The sequence below is a fragment of the Noviherbaspirillum autotrophicum genome (assembly GCF_000818395.1).
Classification (GTDB): domain Bacteria; phylum Pseudomonadota; class Gammaproteobacteria; order Burkholderiales; family Burkholderiaceae_D; genus Noviherbaspirillum; species Noviherbaspirillum autotrophicum.
The window spans coordinates 3,685,561-3,700,391 of record NZ_JWJG01000028.1 but is presented as its reverse complement, the minus strand read 5'-3'; the positions used below and the strand labels follow the sequence as shown (position 1 = coordinate 3,700,391).

Annotated in this window: 12 protein-coding genes; 8 read left to right on the top strand and 4 right to left on the bottom strand. The window is 62.1% G+C overall.

Annotated features, from left to right (window positions below; translation table 11 throughout):
• Positions 1-9: 9 nt before the first annotated feature.
• Genes TSA66_RS18470 through cobA form a run of 6 tightly spaced genes read left to right on the top strand, consistent with a single transcriptional unit; the run spans position 10 to position 5,957 of the window.
• Positions 10-1,704, top strand: a complete 1,695-nt coding sequence (locus TSA66_RS18470; protein ID WP_040041028.1) for a nitrite/sulfite reductase — start codon at positions 10-12, stop codon at positions 1,702-1,704.
• Positions 1,697-2,224, top strand: a complete 528-nt coding sequence (locus TSA66_RS18465; protein WP_040041027.1) for a DUF934 domain-containing protein — start codon at positions 1,697-1,699, stop codon at positions 2,222-2,224. Before TSA66_RS18470 ends, TSA66_RS18465 begins: the two co-directional genes overlap by 8 nt.
• Before the next feature lie 3 nt (positions 2,225-2,227).
• Positions 2,228-2,947 (top strand): phosphoadenylyl-sulfate reductase, encoded by a 720-nt coding sequence (locus tag TSA66_RS18460; RefSeq protein WP_040041026.1) that lies wholly within the window; start codon positions 2,228-2,230, stop codon positions 2,945-2,947.
• 2 nt (positions 2,948-2,949) lie between these two features.
• On the top strand, positions 2,950-3,885 hold the full coding sequence (cysD, locus tag TSA66_RS18455) for a sulfate adenylyltransferase subunit CysD (protein WP_040041025.1): 936 nt from the start codon (positions 2,950-2,952) through the stop codon (positions 3,883-3,885).
• Positions 3,885-5,210, top strand: a complete 1,326-nt coding sequence (locus tag TSA66_RS18450) for a sulfate adenylyltransferase subunit 1 (protein WP_040041024.1) — start codon at positions 3,885-3,887, stop codon at positions 5,208-5,210. The genes cysD and TSA66_RS18450 overlap by 1 nt, the downstream gene beginning before the upstream one ends.
• Before the next feature lie 12 nt (positions 5,211-5,222).
• The gene (cobA, locus tag TSA66_RS18445) at positions 5,223-5,957 is read left to right on the top strand and encodes a uroporphyrinogen-III C-methyltransferase (RefSeq protein WP_040041023.1); all 735 of its coding nucleotides are present in this window, start codon (positions 5,223-5,225) and stop codon (positions 5,955-5,957) included.
• Between the two features lie 13 nt (positions 5,958-5,970).
• Here cobA and TSA66_RS18440 read toward each other — a convergent pair whose 3' ends face one another.
• From TSA66_RS18440 to lptF, 3 genes are read right to left on the bottom strand one after another with little or no spacing between them, the layout of a single operon-like run.
• Positions 5,971-6,339 (bottom strand): sirohydrochlorin chelatase, encoded by a 369-nt coding sequence (locus TSA66_RS18440; RefSeq protein ID WP_040041022.1) that lies wholly within the window; start codon positions 6,337-6,339, stop codon positions 5,971-5,973.
• Positions 6,340-6,341: 2 nt separating this feature from the next.
• Positions 6,342-7,469 carry an LPS export ABC transporter permease LptG gene (lptG, locus tag TSA66_RS18435; protein WP_040041021.1) on the bottom strand — a complete coding sequence of 376 codons (1,128 nt, stop codon included), beginning with the start codon at positions 7,467-7,469 and terminating at the stop codon, positions 6,342-6,344.
• A complete protein-coding gene (gene lptF / locus TSA66_RS18430; RefSeq protein ID WP_040041020.1) occupies positions 7,466-8,599 on the bottom strand; it encodes an LPS export ABC transporter permease LptF in 1,134 nt (377 codons plus the stop codon). The genes lptG and lptF overlap by 4 nt, the downstream gene beginning before the upstream one ends.
• A gap of 41 nt (positions 8,600-8,640) precedes the next feature.
• Between lptF and TSA66_RS18425 the strand changes: the two genes are divergently transcribed.
• Both TSA66_RS18425 and xth read left to right on the top strand, forming a co-directional pair.
• Positions 8,641-10,158: a leucyl aminopeptidase gene (locus tag TSA66_RS18425; RefSeq protein ID WP_040041019.1), complete on the top strand. Its 1,518-nt coding sequence runs from the start codon at positions 8,641-8,643 to the stop codon at positions 10,156-10,158.
• A gap of 11 nt (positions 10,159-10,169) precedes the next feature.
• On the top strand, positions 10,170-10,934 hold the full coding sequence (gene xth, locus TSA66_RS18420; RefSeq protein ID WP_040042748.1) for an exodeoxyribonuclease III: 765 nt from the start codon (positions 10,170-10,172) through the stop codon (positions 10,932-10,934).
• 14 nt (positions 10,935-10,948) lie between these two features.
• Here the strand turns inward: xth and TSA66_RS18415 are convergent.
• Positions 10,949-14,831: response regulator (locus TSA66_RS18415; RefSeq protein ID WP_157691794.1), on the bottom strand; the 3,883-nt coding region annotated here is incomplete at its 5' end.

The following is a 14,831-nucleotide window of genomic DNA, read 5'->3' as shown; positions in this document are numbered from 1 at the left end:
GGAAGAGAGATGTATCGTTACGACCAATATGATCATCAGATCGTCAAGGAACGCCTCGCGCAGTTCCGCGACCAGGTCCGCCGCCGACTCGCCAACGAGCTGACCGAAGAAGAGTTCCTGCCGCTGCGCCTGCAAAACGGCCTGTACATGCAGCGCCATGCCTACATGTACCGCATCGCGATCCCGTACGGCCTGCTGTCGTCGACGCAGCTGCGCAAGCTCGCGTATATCGCGCGCAAGTACGACCGCGGCTACGGCCACTTCACGACGCGCCAGAACATCCAGTTCAACTGGATCAACCTGGAAGAAGTGCCGGACATCCTGGAGCACCTGAATTCGGTCGAGATGCACTCGATCCAGACCTCCGGCAACGACGTGCGCAACACCACCGCCGACGAGTATGCGGGTGTCGCCGCCGACGAGCTGGTCGATCCGCGCCCGTATGCCGAACTGGTGCGCCAGTGGAGCACCTTCCATCCGGAATTCGCCTATTTGCCGCGCAAGTTCAAGATCGCGTTCAACGCCGCCAAGGAAGACCGCGCCGCGCTCATGATGCACGACATCGGCATCGAGATCGTCAAGAACGAGCAAGGCGAAATCGGCTATCGCGTACTGGTCGGCGGCGGCTTGGGCCGTACCCCGATCCTCGGCAGCTTCATCTGCGAATTCCTGCCGTGGCAACACTTGCTGACCTACATCGAAGCGATCCTGCGCGTCTATAACCAGTACGGCCGCCGCGACAACAAGTTCAAGGCACGTATCAAGATCCTGCTGAAGGCCACCGGCGTCGAGGAATTTGCGCGCATGGTCGAGGAAGAATGGGCCGACCTGAAGGATGGCCCCGGCACCCTCACTGAAGAGGAATTCAACCGCATCTCCGCCTACTTCACGCCGCCTCCGTATGAAACGCTGGCCAACGAAGACGCATTGCTCAAGCAGCAGCGCGCGGAAAGCAAGGCGTTCGACAACTGGATGAAGCGCAACGTCAAGCCGCACAAGGTGCCTGGCTATGCCGCCGTCGTCATGTCGCTGAAAAAACCCGGTGTGCCGCCCGGTGACGCGACCGCGGAACAAATGGATTTCGTGGCCGACATGGCCGACCGTTACAGCTTCGGCGAACTGCGCGTGACGCACGAGCAGAACCTGGTGCTGGCCGACGTCAAGCAATCCGAACTGTTCGAAGTCTGGCAACAGGCCAAGGCGCATCACCTCGCCACGCCGAACATTGGCTTGCTGACCGACGTGATCTGCTGCCCCGGCGGCGATTTCTGCTCGCTGGCCAACGCCAAGTCGATCCCGATCGCGGCAGCCATCACCGAGCGCTTCGAGGATATCGACTTCCAGCACGACATCGGCGAGATCGAGCTGAACATGTCCGGCTGCATCAACGCCTGCGGCCATCACCACATCGGCAACATCGGCATCCTCGGCGTCGACAAGGACGGCTCCGAGTGGTACCAGATTTCGATCGGCGGCGCGCAGGGCAACCACAGCTCGATCGGCAAGATCATTGGCCCGTCGTTCTCGGCCCAGCAGGTGCCGGGCGTGGTCGATCGCCTGCTGCAAGTCTATGTGAGAGACCGCCTGCAGGGCGAGCGCTTCATCGACACGGTGCGCCGCATCGGCGTCGAGCCGTTCAAGGAACATGTATATGCGACGCCGATCGAAGGCGGCGCATTGGTAGGGGAAGACGAATATGCGTGAAATCATCAAGGATAAAGCGGTAGTCACCGACGACTGGACGATCCTGCACCTGGCCGAAGGCGAAACGCCGGAGACGGTTGCCGTCCCCGCCGGTAAATTCATCGTGCCTCTGGCGGTATGGGAAGCACAGCGCACCGGGCTGAAGAAGCGCGCGGATATCGGCGTGTGGATCGCCAGCCATGAACGTCCGGAAGTGCTGAAAGACGACGTGGCGCAATTGCCGGTAATCGCGGTGGATTTCCCGAAGTTTTCCGATGGCCGCGGCTTTTCGATCGCCTACAACCTGCGCGTACGCCTGGGTTATGCCGGCGAGTTGCGCGCGATCGGCGATGTGCTGCGCGACCAGATGTTCTACATGCAGCGTGTCGGCTTCAATGCATTCGCCACTCGCGAAGACCGCAACATCCACGATGCCCTGAAGAGCCTGTCCGATTTTTCGGAAGCCTATCAGGCTGCCTGGGACCGGAAACTGCCGTTGTACCGTCGCGCCGAGCGCGGGCAGAAGGCTGCGCAGGAATAAGCGATGACGAACGATTTCAACACCCTGGTAGCAGCAACGCAAGCCACGCTGACGAGAATCGCCAGCGATTTTTCGCCGGCCGTGTTTGCATCGAGCCTCGCCACCGAGGATATGGTGCTGGCCGATATGATCCTGCGCGCGAAGCTGCCGATCACCATCTTTTCGCTGGAGACCGGTCGCTTGCACAAGGAAACGCTGGGCATGCTCGATCGCATCAAGGAAACCTACGACTACGAAGTGAAGCTGTTCAAGCCTGAGCAGTCCGCGGTCGACGCCTATGTGCAGCAAAACGGCTTGAACGCATTCTACGACAGCGTGGACATGCGCAAGGAATGCTGCCGCATCCGCAAAGTCGAGCCGCTGAAACGTGCTCTGGCCGGCAACAAGGCATGGGTCACCGGACAGCGCCGCGCACAATCGACCACCCGCGCCGAACTGGCGGTGCAGGAAGATGACGCAGCACACGGCATGACCAAGTTCAACCCGCTGGCCGACTGGTCGGAAGAGGACGTATGGCATTACATTCGCACCAACCACGTGCCGTACAATCCGCTGCACGACCGTGGCTATCCGTCGATCGGCTGCGAACCCTGCACCCGCGCCATCCAGCCCGGTGAAGATGTGCGTGCCGGACGCTGGTGGTGGGAGAATCCGGAATCGAAGGAATGCGGCTTGCACGTGGTCGATGGCAAGCTCGTCAGAATCAAATCAGTCGCACAATAACTATGAATACAGCAGTCGAAAAACTCTTTTTGGATGCAGCCAGCAACCGGCACCTGGACTGGCTCGAATCGGAAGCGATTCACATCATGCGCGAAGTCGCGGCCGAGTGCACCAACCCGGCGCTTTTGTTCAGCGGTGGCAAGGACTCGGTGGTGCTGTTGCGTATCGCGGAAAAAGCCTTCCGCCCGGGTAAATTCCCGTTCCCGCTGGTGCATATCGATACTGGGCACAACTTCCCGGAAGTGATCGAATTCCGCGATCGCCGCGCCAAGGAACTGGGCGAACGCCTCGTCGTGCGGTCAGTCGAGGATTCGATCAAGCGCGGCACGGTGCGCTTACGCAACCCGCAAACCGACTCGCGCAATGCCGCGCAAGCGGTGACGCTCCTGGAAACCATTGACGAATTCAAGTTCGACGCCTGCATCGGCGGCGCCCGCCGCGACGAAGAGAAGGCCCGCGCCAAGGAACGCATCTTCTCGTTCCGCGACGAATTCGGCCAATGGAATCCGAAGGCGCAGCGCCCCGAACTGTGGGACCTGTATAACACCCGCGTGCATCCGGGCGAGAACATGCGCGTGTTCCCGATCTCGAACTGGACCGAGCTCGACGTGTGGCAGTACATCGCTCGCGAAAAGCTGGCGCTGCCGTCGATTTATTTTGCGCATGAGCGCCAGGTGATCCCGCGCAACGGATTGCTGGTGCCGCTGACCGACCTGACCCCTGCACGCGAAGGCGAGACGGTCGAAACCCGCGTGGTACGCTTCCGCACCGTCGGCGACATCTCCTGCACCTGCCCGGTCGCGTCAGACGCCGCCGACGTGGATGCGATCATCGCCGAAACCGCGGTCACGCAGATCACAGAACGGGGAGCTACCCGCATGGATGACCAGACATCCGAAGCATCGATGGAAAAACGTAAAAAAGAGGGATATTTCTGATGAACGCCGTGGTTGCAGAACACGTGGTTGCCAATAACGCCACAGCCGAGCGCGGCCTGCTGCGCTTCATTACCGCAGGTTCCGTCGACGACGGCAAGAGCACGCTGATCGGCCGCCTGCTGTTCGACAGCAAGGGAATTTTTGCCGACCAGCTCGACGCGATTTCGCGCGCCAAGCACAAGCGCACCGTGGGCGACACGGTCGATCTTTCCCTGCTCACCGACGGCCTGGAAGCCGAGCGCGAGCAAGGGATTACGATCGACGTTGCGTACCGTTATTTCGCAACACCGAAGCGCAAGTTCATCATCGCCGACACGCCGGGGCACGAGCAGTACACCCGCAACATGGTAACCGGCGCGTCGACAGCAGACGCGGTGATCATCCTGATCGACGTATCGAAAGTGAAGCTGGGCGACGACGGCAGCGTGGAGCTGCTGACGCAAACCAAGCGCCATTCGACCATCGCCCACCTGCTGCGCATCGAGCACGTGATCGTCGCCGTCAACAAGATGGACCTGGTGGATTATGACCAGACTGTGTACGACCGCATTGTTGCGGCCTACAAGAAGTTCGCGCAACAGCTCGGCCTGACCGATGTGCATCCGATTCCGCTGTCGGCACTCGCCGGTGACAATGTGGTGGAAGCCACCGACAAGATGCCGTGGTACAAAGGTCCGACCCTGATCACCCTGCTCGAATCGCTGTCCGTCTACGACGAAGCGCATGAGCAGCCGCTGCGCTTCCCGGTGCAGCTGGTGGCGCGCCACAACGGCCATGAAGCGAACGACTTCCGCGGCTACATGGGCCGCATCGAAGCCGGCAAGGTGCACAAGGGCGACAAGCTGGTGGTGCAGCCGAACGGCCAGAGCGCCACCGTCAAGGACATTCTGACGCTGGAAGGCTCGCTGCAATCGGCAGTGGCCGGCCAGTCGGTCACGATCCTGCTGGAAGAGTACCTCGACATCTCGCGCGGCGACATGCTGGCCTCGGCCGAGCAGCCGGCGACATTGCTCAAGACCGTCACCGCCGACGTCTGCTGGCTGTCGGAAGAACCGCTCGACATGCGCCGCAAGTACTGGCTCAAGCACACCACCAAGCAGGTGGCGGCCCGCGTGACCAAGATCGACACGCTGCTCGACATCAATACTCAGGAGCGGCGCGCCGCCGATGCATTGAAGCTGAACGACATCGCGACCGTATCGATCAACGTGCAGCAGCCGCTGGCTGCCGACGCGTATGATGCGATCCGTTCAACCGGTTCGTTCATCCTGATCGACGAAGTGACGCACCAGACCGTCGCTGCCGGCATGATTCGCATCGCCTGATTGCCGCAGTCCATGTCGAAACCGCCCGTGCAGAAAACACTCGGCAAAGTGATTCTGCTCGGCGCCGGACCGGGCGCCGCCGACCTCATCACGGTCCGCGGCGCCCGTATTCTTTCTGAAGCCGACGTCGTGCTGTACGACGCCCTGGTCACCGATGACATGCTGGCGCTATGCCCGCAAGCGGTAAAAATTTTAGTCGGCAAACGTTCGGGACAACGCTCGACCGCGCAAACCTTCATCAATCAGCAACTGGTCGATTGCGCGAAAAACTACAAGCTGGTGGTGCGTTTGAAAGGCGGCGATCCGATGATGTTTGGGCGCGCTGATGAGGAATTGCGCGCACTGGAAGACGAAGGCATCGAGGTTGAAATCGTTCCAGGCATTTCGGCTGCCCTGGCTGCAGCCGCCGCCACCAAGCAGCCCCTCACGAAACGCGGCGTGGCGCGCAGCGTAGCGTTTTTCACTTCTGCCACCGCTCCGAATCACCCCGAACACACCACCCTGCCCGATTGCGACACACTGATTCAGTACATGGGCGGCAAGGAAGCGATCGTTACTGCGCAAAAACTGCTGGCGCAGGGCCGTTCGCCAGACCTGCCGATCGTGGTGGTGGAAAACTGCAGCCGCGAGAATGAACGCGTGCTGCGCCTGCGGCTGGCGGATCTGGAAAAAGGATTGGCCGATTGCTCCGGCCCGGTGCTGGTAATGATCGGTGAGGCAATGGCCGCGCGCAACAAGGGCGGCTAGCGCCGCGCCTCCGTCAAAGCGTCGATATGCAGTAGCGCGCAATCGCGCCTAGCACCTCGGCATCCTCTCCCACTGCCTGGGCGGATTTCAGCACCAAGCCTGGGTATGCCTGGCGCAACTGCTCGATCATCAGCGGCAGATCGCGCAGCACATGCCCCCCTTGGCCGAAGAACACGGGCACCACGGTCAGCTCGCCGCATCCCTCCTGCACCAGTTGGGCGACCAGTTCCGGCAAGCGCGGCGACATCAGCTCCAGGAATGCGAGCGACACAGTCACGTCCGGTGCCTGGGCCTGGGTGAGTTGCTGCAAGCGCCGGAACGGCTCGGCCCAGCGCGGGTCGCGGGCACCGTGTGCAAACAGGATGAGTGCGCGTTTTGTCATAATCAATGTCTTTCCACCCAAAGCAGTGCGCCGATTGCCAGTAGCAGGAATGAAGCGCTCGGCAGCAGCGCCGTGGCGAGTGCGGGCCAGGTATTGAGCAAGCCCAGATGCGAGAACAGGCTGTTGAGCAACTGGAAGCTCACGCCGATCATGATGCCGATGAAAATCTTCAGGCTCACGCCGCCGGCACGGAAATGCAGGTAGGCGAACGGCAGGGCCAGCGCCATCATCACCAGTGCCGCGAACGGGTAGACCAGCTTTTTCCAGAATGCGATTTCATAGCGCCCGGTACTCTGATTGTTTTCAGCAAGGTGCTTGATGTAGGCCGACAGATCGAGCGCCGACATCCGGTCCGGGTCGGCAAACAGCACCGACAGGATGTCGGGCGTAATTTCCGATATCAGCTTTCTTGACGGTTCGCGCGCCGTTTTCACGGTGGACGTGATATCCGGAGAACCGGTCGAGAATGCGGTCTCGGACACGTCGGACAGGCGCCAGGTATTGCTGCCCTGATAATCCGCATGCACCGCCGTCACCACCCCGGTCAGGTGGAAATCGCGATCGAAATCGTACAGCGTCACGCCGCGCAGCTGACCGTCCGGGGTCACTTCGTGCACGTTCAAAAAGCGCGAGCCGATGGCGTCGCCCGTCAATCCGTTCTCGCGGATCACATCCTTGGTCCAGTAGCCGGAACGGAATTCCTGCGAAATCATCGAGCCCTGCACCTGCAGCTTCAGTTTTTCGGCAAACTGGCTGGAAGCCGGCGCAATGAATTCACCAAAGAGGAAGGTCAGCAGCACGAACACGACACCGACCTTGGCGAGCATAAAGCCTGCCATGCGCGTGGACAGGCCGGACGCACGCATGATGGTGAATTCGGAGCGGGCCCCGAGCTGGGCGAGCGCGTAAATTGTGCCGATCAATGCCGCTATCGGCATCAGCTCGTACACGTACCCGGGCAAGCCCAGCGCGACATACATGAACGCATGCTGCAGCTTGTAGCCGCCGCGCCCGACTTCCGGCAACTCGCTGATCAGGTCGAAGAACGCGAACAGCGCCAGGAAGGCCACCAGCACGAAGAACACCGCGCCGACGATTTCAGTCGCAACATACCTTTGCAAGACCTTCATGCCCGCGCCGCCTTTCTGAAAATGACGGCACGCTTGAATGCGCCCCACAACGCAGCCGGATGACGCGGGCTGTTAATGAACAGACGCCATGCGAACAGCAGCACGATCAGCAGGACGGCCGCCAGATGCGTCGGCCACCATGCAAACCCGAGCGACAGGCGCTCCTGCACCACGGCCGCCTGGAGCACGCTGACCATATTGCTGTAAACAACAAAAAGCAGCAGCGCGATCAGCAAATTGCCGGAACGCCCGCCGCGCGGATTGACAAAACCGAGCGGAATGGCGAGCAGCATCAGCAGCAGGCACATCAGGGGCAAGGAAGCGCGCCACAGCAATTCGCCGCGATTGAACTTGTTCGGATCGGACAGCAAGGCCGGCGTGGGCAGCGACCGGGCCGACTTGTCCCCCACCACCGCCTGCGACTGGCGCCCCACCAGCACACCGTAACGCTCGAATTCCATGACGCGGAAGTCCGGCTGGTTGGTGATGCCGTCATAACGGCGGCCCTTGCTCATGATCAGGAATTTGTCGCCATGCTCGTCGACCCCGACCGTGCCTTCTTTGGCGACCACGACGCTGGTGCGTCCGTTCTGCACGGTATTGACGAACACGTTCTTGACCTTGGTGGAATCGCCGCTCACGCCTTCGACGAAGAAGATACGGTCGGCCGATGCCGATTCCTGGAATTTTCCTGGAGATACTTTCGCAATATCTTCCCGCTTCTCGAAACGCTCCCGGAATTCGGCACTTTGGCGCGACGCCCACGGCGTCAGGATGAAGGAGAGCAATGCGGTAAGCACCACGATGGGCACGCCGAACGACAGCACCGGCGCGATCCAGCGCGTCAGGGAAAGGCCGGATGCGAACCATACAACCATTTCAGAGTCCTGATAACTGCGCGTCACTACCACCAGGACGGAAATAAAACCTGTAAGAATCAGAATCACCGGCAGATAATTAAGTGCGGCAAAGCCAATCAATGCGATCACATCCGATGACGCGACCTTGCCTCCCGCGGCTTGGCCGAGGATTTTGATCAGCATCACAGTGATGGTAATGGTGAAAAGCGTGGTGAAGACAGCGCCTGCGGTACTTACCAATTCGCGTCGGAGAGCGCGCTGAAAGATCATTGAATTGAAGACTATAATTGCGTCTGGATAAGGAGCGACTCATGGACTTTAGCATAAAAACATACGACGCAAAAACCGGCGTCGCCAGTATCAAAACGGGCTGTCTGGTCGTCGGCGTATTTGAAAACAAGAAACTCTCGCAGGCCGCGCGCGAACTGGATGGCAAAGGCGCCATCAGCGCCGCGCTCAGGTCGGGCGACATCACTGGCAAGCCCGGCTCCACGCTGCTGCTGCGCGGTCTCGACAGCGTTGCCGCGGAACGCGTGCTGCTGGTCGGTCTCGGTGCCGACGATCCGGTAAGCGACAAGACCTTCATCTCCGCGGTACAGGCCGCCGGGCGCGTGTTTTCTTCGCTCGGCACCAACGAGGCGCTGCTTGCACTGCCGCTGGAAGCCGTCAAGAACCGCGACGCCGCCTGGGCGGCACGCGCCGCGATTCTCGCCTTGCGCGATGGCGCTTACCGCTATGACACGACCAAGAGCAAGAAGGATGAAGCGCCGGTCGGCGTGAAGAAAGTGGCGCTTGCCGCTTCCAGCGCCGCCACCGCCGCGGCCAAGGCAGCCGTGGCGCAGGCAGTCGCCATCGCCAACGGCGTGGCCCTCACCAAGGATCTCGGCAATCTCCCCAGCAATATCTGTACGCCGACCCACCTCGCCAACGTCGCGAAAAAGCTGGCGAAGGATTTCAAGTTCGGCGTCGAAGTGCTGGACCGCAAGCAGCTTGAAGCGCTCAAGATGGGCAGCTTCCTGTCGGTGACCAAGGGCAGCGAAGAGCCGCCCAAGTTCATTATCCTCAAGCACATGGGCGGCAAGGCCAAGGATGCACCGATCGTGTTAGTCGGCAAGGGCATCACCTTCGACACCGGCGGCATTTCGATCAAGCCGGGCGCCAACATGGACGAGATGAAGTACGACATGTGCGGCGCCGCATCGGTGCTGGGCACCTTCCATGCAATCGGCGAGATGGGCCTGAAGCTCAACGTGATCGGCGTGATCCCGACCTGCGAAAACATGCCTTCCGGCCGCGCCTCCAAGCCGGGCGACATCGTCGTCTCGATGTCGGGCCAGACCATCGAAATCCTCAACACCGATGCCGAAGGCCGCCTGATCCTGTGCGATGCGCTGACCTATGTCGAGCGCTTCAAGCCGGCGGCGGTGGTCGATGTCGCCACCCTTACCGGCGCCTGCGTGACCGCGCTCGGCCATCACAACTCCGGCCTGTTTACCCGCAGCGACGATGCGCATGACGCGCTGGCCAACGAACTGCTGGCCGCCGGCAAGGCGGCCGGCGACACTGCCTGGCGCATGCCGATCGAAGATGCGTACCAGGAACAGCTGAAGTCGAATTTCGCCGACATGGCCAATATCGGCGGGCCGCCCGGCGGCAGCATCACGGCAGCCTGCTTCCTGGAGCGCTTCACCCGCAAATACACCTGGGCGCACCTGGACATCGCCGGCACCGCATGGAAGAGCGGCGCGGCCAAGGGAGCGACCGGCCGTCCGGTGCCCTTGCTGACCACGTTCCTGATCAATCAGGCCAACGGCAAGAAATCGGGATGAAAGTCAGCGGCATGAAGATCGCGACTTGGAACGTCAACTCGCTGAAGGTCCGCCTGCCGCAGGTCGTGCAGTGGCTGGCGGACAGTCCGGTCGACGTGCTGTGTTTGCAGGAAACCAAGCTGACCGACGATAAGTTCCCGGTCGGCGAGATCGAGAAGATCGGCTACCAGGTCGTCTTCACCGGCCAGAAGACCTACAACGGCGTGGCGATCATCTCGAAGCACCCGATGAGCGAGGTGGTCAAGAACAATCCGCGCTTCGAGGATGAGCAGCAGCGCATCATCAGCGCCACGATCGAGGGCATGCGCGTCGTGTGCGCCTACATTCCGAACGGCCAGGCGGTCGATTCGGACAAGTACCAGTACAAGCTGAGGTGGCTCGATGCGCTGCACGACTGGCTGGCCGACGAGTTGAAGTCGCACGAAAACCTGGCGCTGCTGGGCGACTACAACATCGCCCCCGAGGACCGCGACGTGCACGATCCGGCCGCCTGGGCCGGGCAAGTGCTGTGCTCGGAGCCGGAGCGCGCGCAGTTCAGGCGGCTGCTCGACCTCGGTTTCAAGGATGCGTTCCGCCTGTTCGAGCAGCCCGAGAAGATTTACAGCTGGTGGGATTACCGCATGATGGCATTCCGGCGCAACATGGGGCTGCGCATCGACCATATCCTGCTGTCGGACACGCTGGCCGCGCGCTGCAACGCCTGTGCGGTCGACAAGGCGCCGCGCAAGTGGGAGCAGCCGTCGGACCATGCGCCGGTGGTCGCGACGCTCTCCTGACGGGCTGCCGAGCCTCATTGATTGAGCAATACCCGCAGCTGCGCAAGCAGCTGTTCGGTATCCACCGGCTTGGAGGCGTAATCGGTCGCGCCCGCGGCCAGGCATTTTTCACGATCCCCCTTCATCGCCTTGGCGGTCAACGCAATGATCGGCAAATCCTTGAAGCGGGGATCGCTGCGTATCTTTTGTATAGTCTGATAACCGTCCATTTCCGGCATCATGATATCCATCAGCAGGATGTCGATATCCGGCACCTCGTTGAGGCGCGCGATGGCTTCGGCGCCGCTCTCGGCCGCCAGCGCCGTCATCCCGTTATTTTCCAGCAGCCCGGTCAGCGCGAACAGGTTGCGCACGTCGTCATCGACGATCAGCACCTTGCGCCCCTCGAGAGAAACGTCGGAAGGCGGCTGCGGCGCAGCGTGCCGGTTTCTGAGCAGGTCGTCTTTCACCCGGTGCAGGAATTGCCCGGTTTCGACCTTCAGGCGTGCGAGCGCGCTCTCGCCTTCCGTCACCACGGTCGCATTCAGGCGCGCGATCTCTTCCTCCGTCGCGCGCCCGATCGGGTGCGCGGTATAAACCACGACCGGCATGTCCGCCGTCTCCCGCCTGAGGCGCATTTCCCGCAGCAGCGACTCGCCATCCATGTCGGGCAGGTCGAGATCGAGCACCACGCCCTGGTACTGCCTGTCGCGCAGCGCGTCCAGCGCTTCGGTCGCGCTTGATACCGCGTCCAGCTCCAGCCGTTCACCCTTGAGCGCAGCGACCATGGTGTCGCGCTTGGCGGCGTCGTTTTCGACTACCAGCAAGGCACGGATCGGCCGCCCCAGGTGATGAGTGATACGGTTGAACATCTGCCCCAGCGCGCTGATGTCGGCCGGCTTGGCGGTATAGCTGGTGACGTCGTGCTCGATGGCGGCCGACGGCCGGTCGCGGATGGAAATGACGTGGATCGGGATATCGCGCGTGGCGGGGTGGGCCTTGAGCTGTTCCGCCACGTCCCAGCCATCGGCGTCGGGCAGGATCAGGTCCAGCGTGACCGCGTCGGGCTGGTATTTACGCGCCAGCATCAAGCCTTCCTCGCCGCTCGCCGTCATCAAGGTTTTGAAGCCGTTGTCGTGCGCCATATCCTGCAATGAACTGGCAAATACCGGATCGTCTTCGATGATCAGTACCAGCCGGTCGCCCTCGGAGATCGTCATGCGGTCGTCGCGCATTGCCTGGGGCCGGTGCGAGACGGACGGCGGCTGCTGCGCCCGGGCTTCGCCGCGCAGGCGCACTGGCTTGGCCCTCTCCCCTTTTTCGGCAGGCATGCCCGGCATCTGCTGCGGCAGATAGAAGGTGAATTTGCTGCCCACGCCCTCTTCGCTTTCGGCGCGCAACTCGCCGCCCAGCAGATAGGCGATCTCGCGGCTGATCGCCAGCCCGAGCCCGGTGCCGCCATAGCGCCGGGACGTGCCGGCATCGGCCTGCTGGAACGCTTCGAAGATGATTTTCTGCTTCGACTCCGCAATCCCGATGCCGGTGTCCGTGACGGAGAACTCAATCACCAGCGGTGCGCGGTTGAGGATTTGATGCGCCGGATTCCAGCCGCTGCGCGCGACATGCGCCGACAGCGTCACGCTGCCCTTGGCGGTGAACTTGATCGCATTGGACAGCAGGTTCTTGAGCACCTGCTTGAGGCGTTGCTCGTCGGTGCGGACGTAGGCCGGCAGCTCGGGCGAGAATTCGACGCTGAAGCCCAGCCCCTTGGCCTCGGCCAGGTGGCGGAAGGTCTTGTCCACATGGTCCCGCAGCTCTTCTGCCGGCACATCCTCGATATCGAGCGTGACACTGCCGGACTCGATCTTCGACAGGTCCAGGATGTCATTGATCAGGTGCAGCAGGTCGCTGCCGGAACCGTGGATGATCCGGATCATTTCCAGCTGCTTGTCCGACAGGTTGCGGTCGCGGTTCTGCTGCAGCTGTTCGGCCAGCAGCAACAGGCTGTTCAATGGCGTGCGCAGTTCGTGCGACATGTTGGCGAGGAATTCGGACTTGTATTTCGACGTCAGCGCCAGCTGCTCCGCCTTTTCCTGCAGATTGCCGCGCGCGACGTCGATTTCGCGGTTCTTGCGTTCGACTTCGGCGTTCTGGTCCGATAGCTGGCGCGCCTTCTGTTCCAGCTCCGCATTGGTCTTCTGCAATTCGTCCTGCTGTGCCTTCAGTTCGTTGGCCAGCGACTGCGACTGCTGCAAAAGCGTTTCGGTGCTGCTGGCAGTCTCGATCGAATTGAACACGATGCCCAGGCCCTCGGCCAGCTGGTCGAGGAAGGTCAGGTGGATTGTCTGGAAGCGCTCGAACGCGGCCAGTTCGATGACGGCCTTGACCTGCCCTTCGTACAGGATGGGCAGCACCACGATGTTGCGCGGGACCGCCTGCCCCAGCCCCGACACGACCTGCACATAGTCGTCCGGCAGGTTGGTGATCAGGATGCGCTGCTTCTCGAAGGCTGCCTGGCCGACCACGCCTTCGCCCACGGCCCAATTCTGCGACAGATTCTTGCGCTGCTGGTAGCCGTAGCTTGCCATGAGCCGCAGACGCATGGCTGCGCCCTGCCCTTGCATGAGGTACAGCACCGCGTGCGGCGCGGCCACCAGCGGCGCCAGCTCCGACAGCAGCATGCGCGACAGCGTGATCAGGTCGCGCTGCCCCTGCAGCATACGGGTCAGGCGCGCCAGGTTGGTCTTCAGCCAGTCCTGTTCGGTGTTGTGCTCGGTGGTCTCCTTCAGGTTGCGGATCATCTGGTTGATGTTGTCCTTGAGGTCCGCCACCTCGCCGCGCGCGGCCACCTGGATGGAGCGCGTCAGGTCGCCCTTGGTCACGGCGGTGGCCACCTCGCCGATGGCGCGCACCTGGGTGGTGAGATTGGCGGCCAGCTCGTTGACGTTGTCGACCAGATCCTTCCAGCTGCCGGCTGCGCCCGGCACCACGGCCTGCCCGCCAAGGCGCCCTTCGGCGCCGACTTCGCGCGCCACCCGCGTGACCTGGGCGCTGAAGGTAGCGAGCGTGTCGACCATGTCGTTGATGGTTTCGGCCAGCGACGCCACCTCGCCCTTGGCCGGCACCATCATCTTTTGCTTGAGATTGCCGAGCGCGACGGCTGTCACCACTTTGGCGATGCCGCGCACCTGGTCGGTCAGGTTGTCGGCCATCAGGTTGACGCTGTCGGTCAGGTCCTTCCATACGCCCGACACGCCCTTGACCTGCGCCTGCCCGCCCAGCTTGCCCTCCGTGCCGACCTCGCGCGCCACCCGCGTCACCTCGCCGGCGAAGCTGTTCAACTGGTCGACCATGATGTTGATCGTGTCCTTCAGCTGCAGGATTTCGCCGCGCACGTCGACCGTGATCTTGCGCGACAAGTCGCCGTTGGCCACCGCCGTGGTCACGGCGGCGATGTTGCGCACCTGGGCGGTGAGGTTGCCCGCCATCAGATTGACGTTGTCGGTCAAGTCCTTCCATACGCCGGCCACGGCCGGTACGTAGGCTTGCCCGCCGAGCCGGCCCTCGGTACCGACTTCGCGCGCCACCCGCGTGACCTCGCCGGCAAAGCCGTTCAGCTGGTCGACCATGGTGTTGATGGTTTCCTTGAGCTGCAGCACTTCGCCGCGCACGTCGACTGTGATCTTGCGCGACAGGTCACCCTTGGCGACCGCCGTGGTGACATCGGCGATGTTGCGCACCTGCCCGGTGAGGTTGCTCGCCATCAGATTAACGTTGTCGGTCAGGTCCTTCCATACGCCCGACACGCCCTTGACTTGGGCCTGCCCGCCCAGCTTGCCCTCGGTGCCGACCTCGCGCGCCACCCGCGTCACCTCGCCGGCGAAACTGTTGAGCTGGTCGACCATGATGTTGATGACG

Coding starts and splice junctions, on each gene's coding strand:
- TSA66_RS18440 (WP_040041022.1), bottom strand. CDS start 6,339: ATGACAAAACGCGCACTCATCCTGTTTGCACACGGTGCCCGCGACCCG.
- TSA66_RS18465 (WP_040041027.1), top strand. CDS start 1,697: ATGCGTGAAATCATCAAGGATAAAGCGGTAGTCACCGACGACTGGACG.
- TSA66_RS18470 (WP_040041028.1), top strand. CDS start 10: ATGTATCGTTACGACCAATATGATCATCAGATCGTCAAGGAACGCCTC.
- cysD (WP_040041025.1), top strand. CDS start 2,950: ATGAATACAGCAGTCGAAAAACTCTTTTTGGATGCAGCCAGCAACCGG.
- cobA (WP_040041023.1), top strand. CDS start 5,223: ATGTCGAAACCGCCCGTGCAGAAAACACTCGGCAAAGTGATTCTGCTC.
- TSA66_RS18460 (WP_040041026.1), top strand. CDS start 2,228: ATGACGAACGATTTCAACACCCTGGTAGCAGCAACGCAAGCCACGCTG.
- TSA66_RS18425 (WP_040041019.1), top strand. CDS start 8,641: ATGGACTTTAGCATAAAAACATACGACGCAAAAACCGGCGTCGCCAGT.
- lptF (WP_040041020.1), bottom strand. CDS start 8,599: ATGATCTTTCAGCGCGCTCTCCGACGCGAATTGGTAAGTACCGCAGGC.
- lptG (WP_040041021.1), bottom strand. CDS start 7,469: ATGAAGGTCTTGCAAAGGTATGTTGCGACTGAAATCGTCGGCGCGGTG.
- xth (WP_040042748.1), top strand. CDS start 10,170: ATGAAGATCGCGACTTGGAACGTCAACTCGCTGAAGGTCCGCCTGCCG.
- TSA66_RS18450 (WP_040041024.1), top strand. CDS start 3,885: ATGAACGCCGTGGTTGCAGAACACGTGGTTGCCAATAACGCCACAGCC.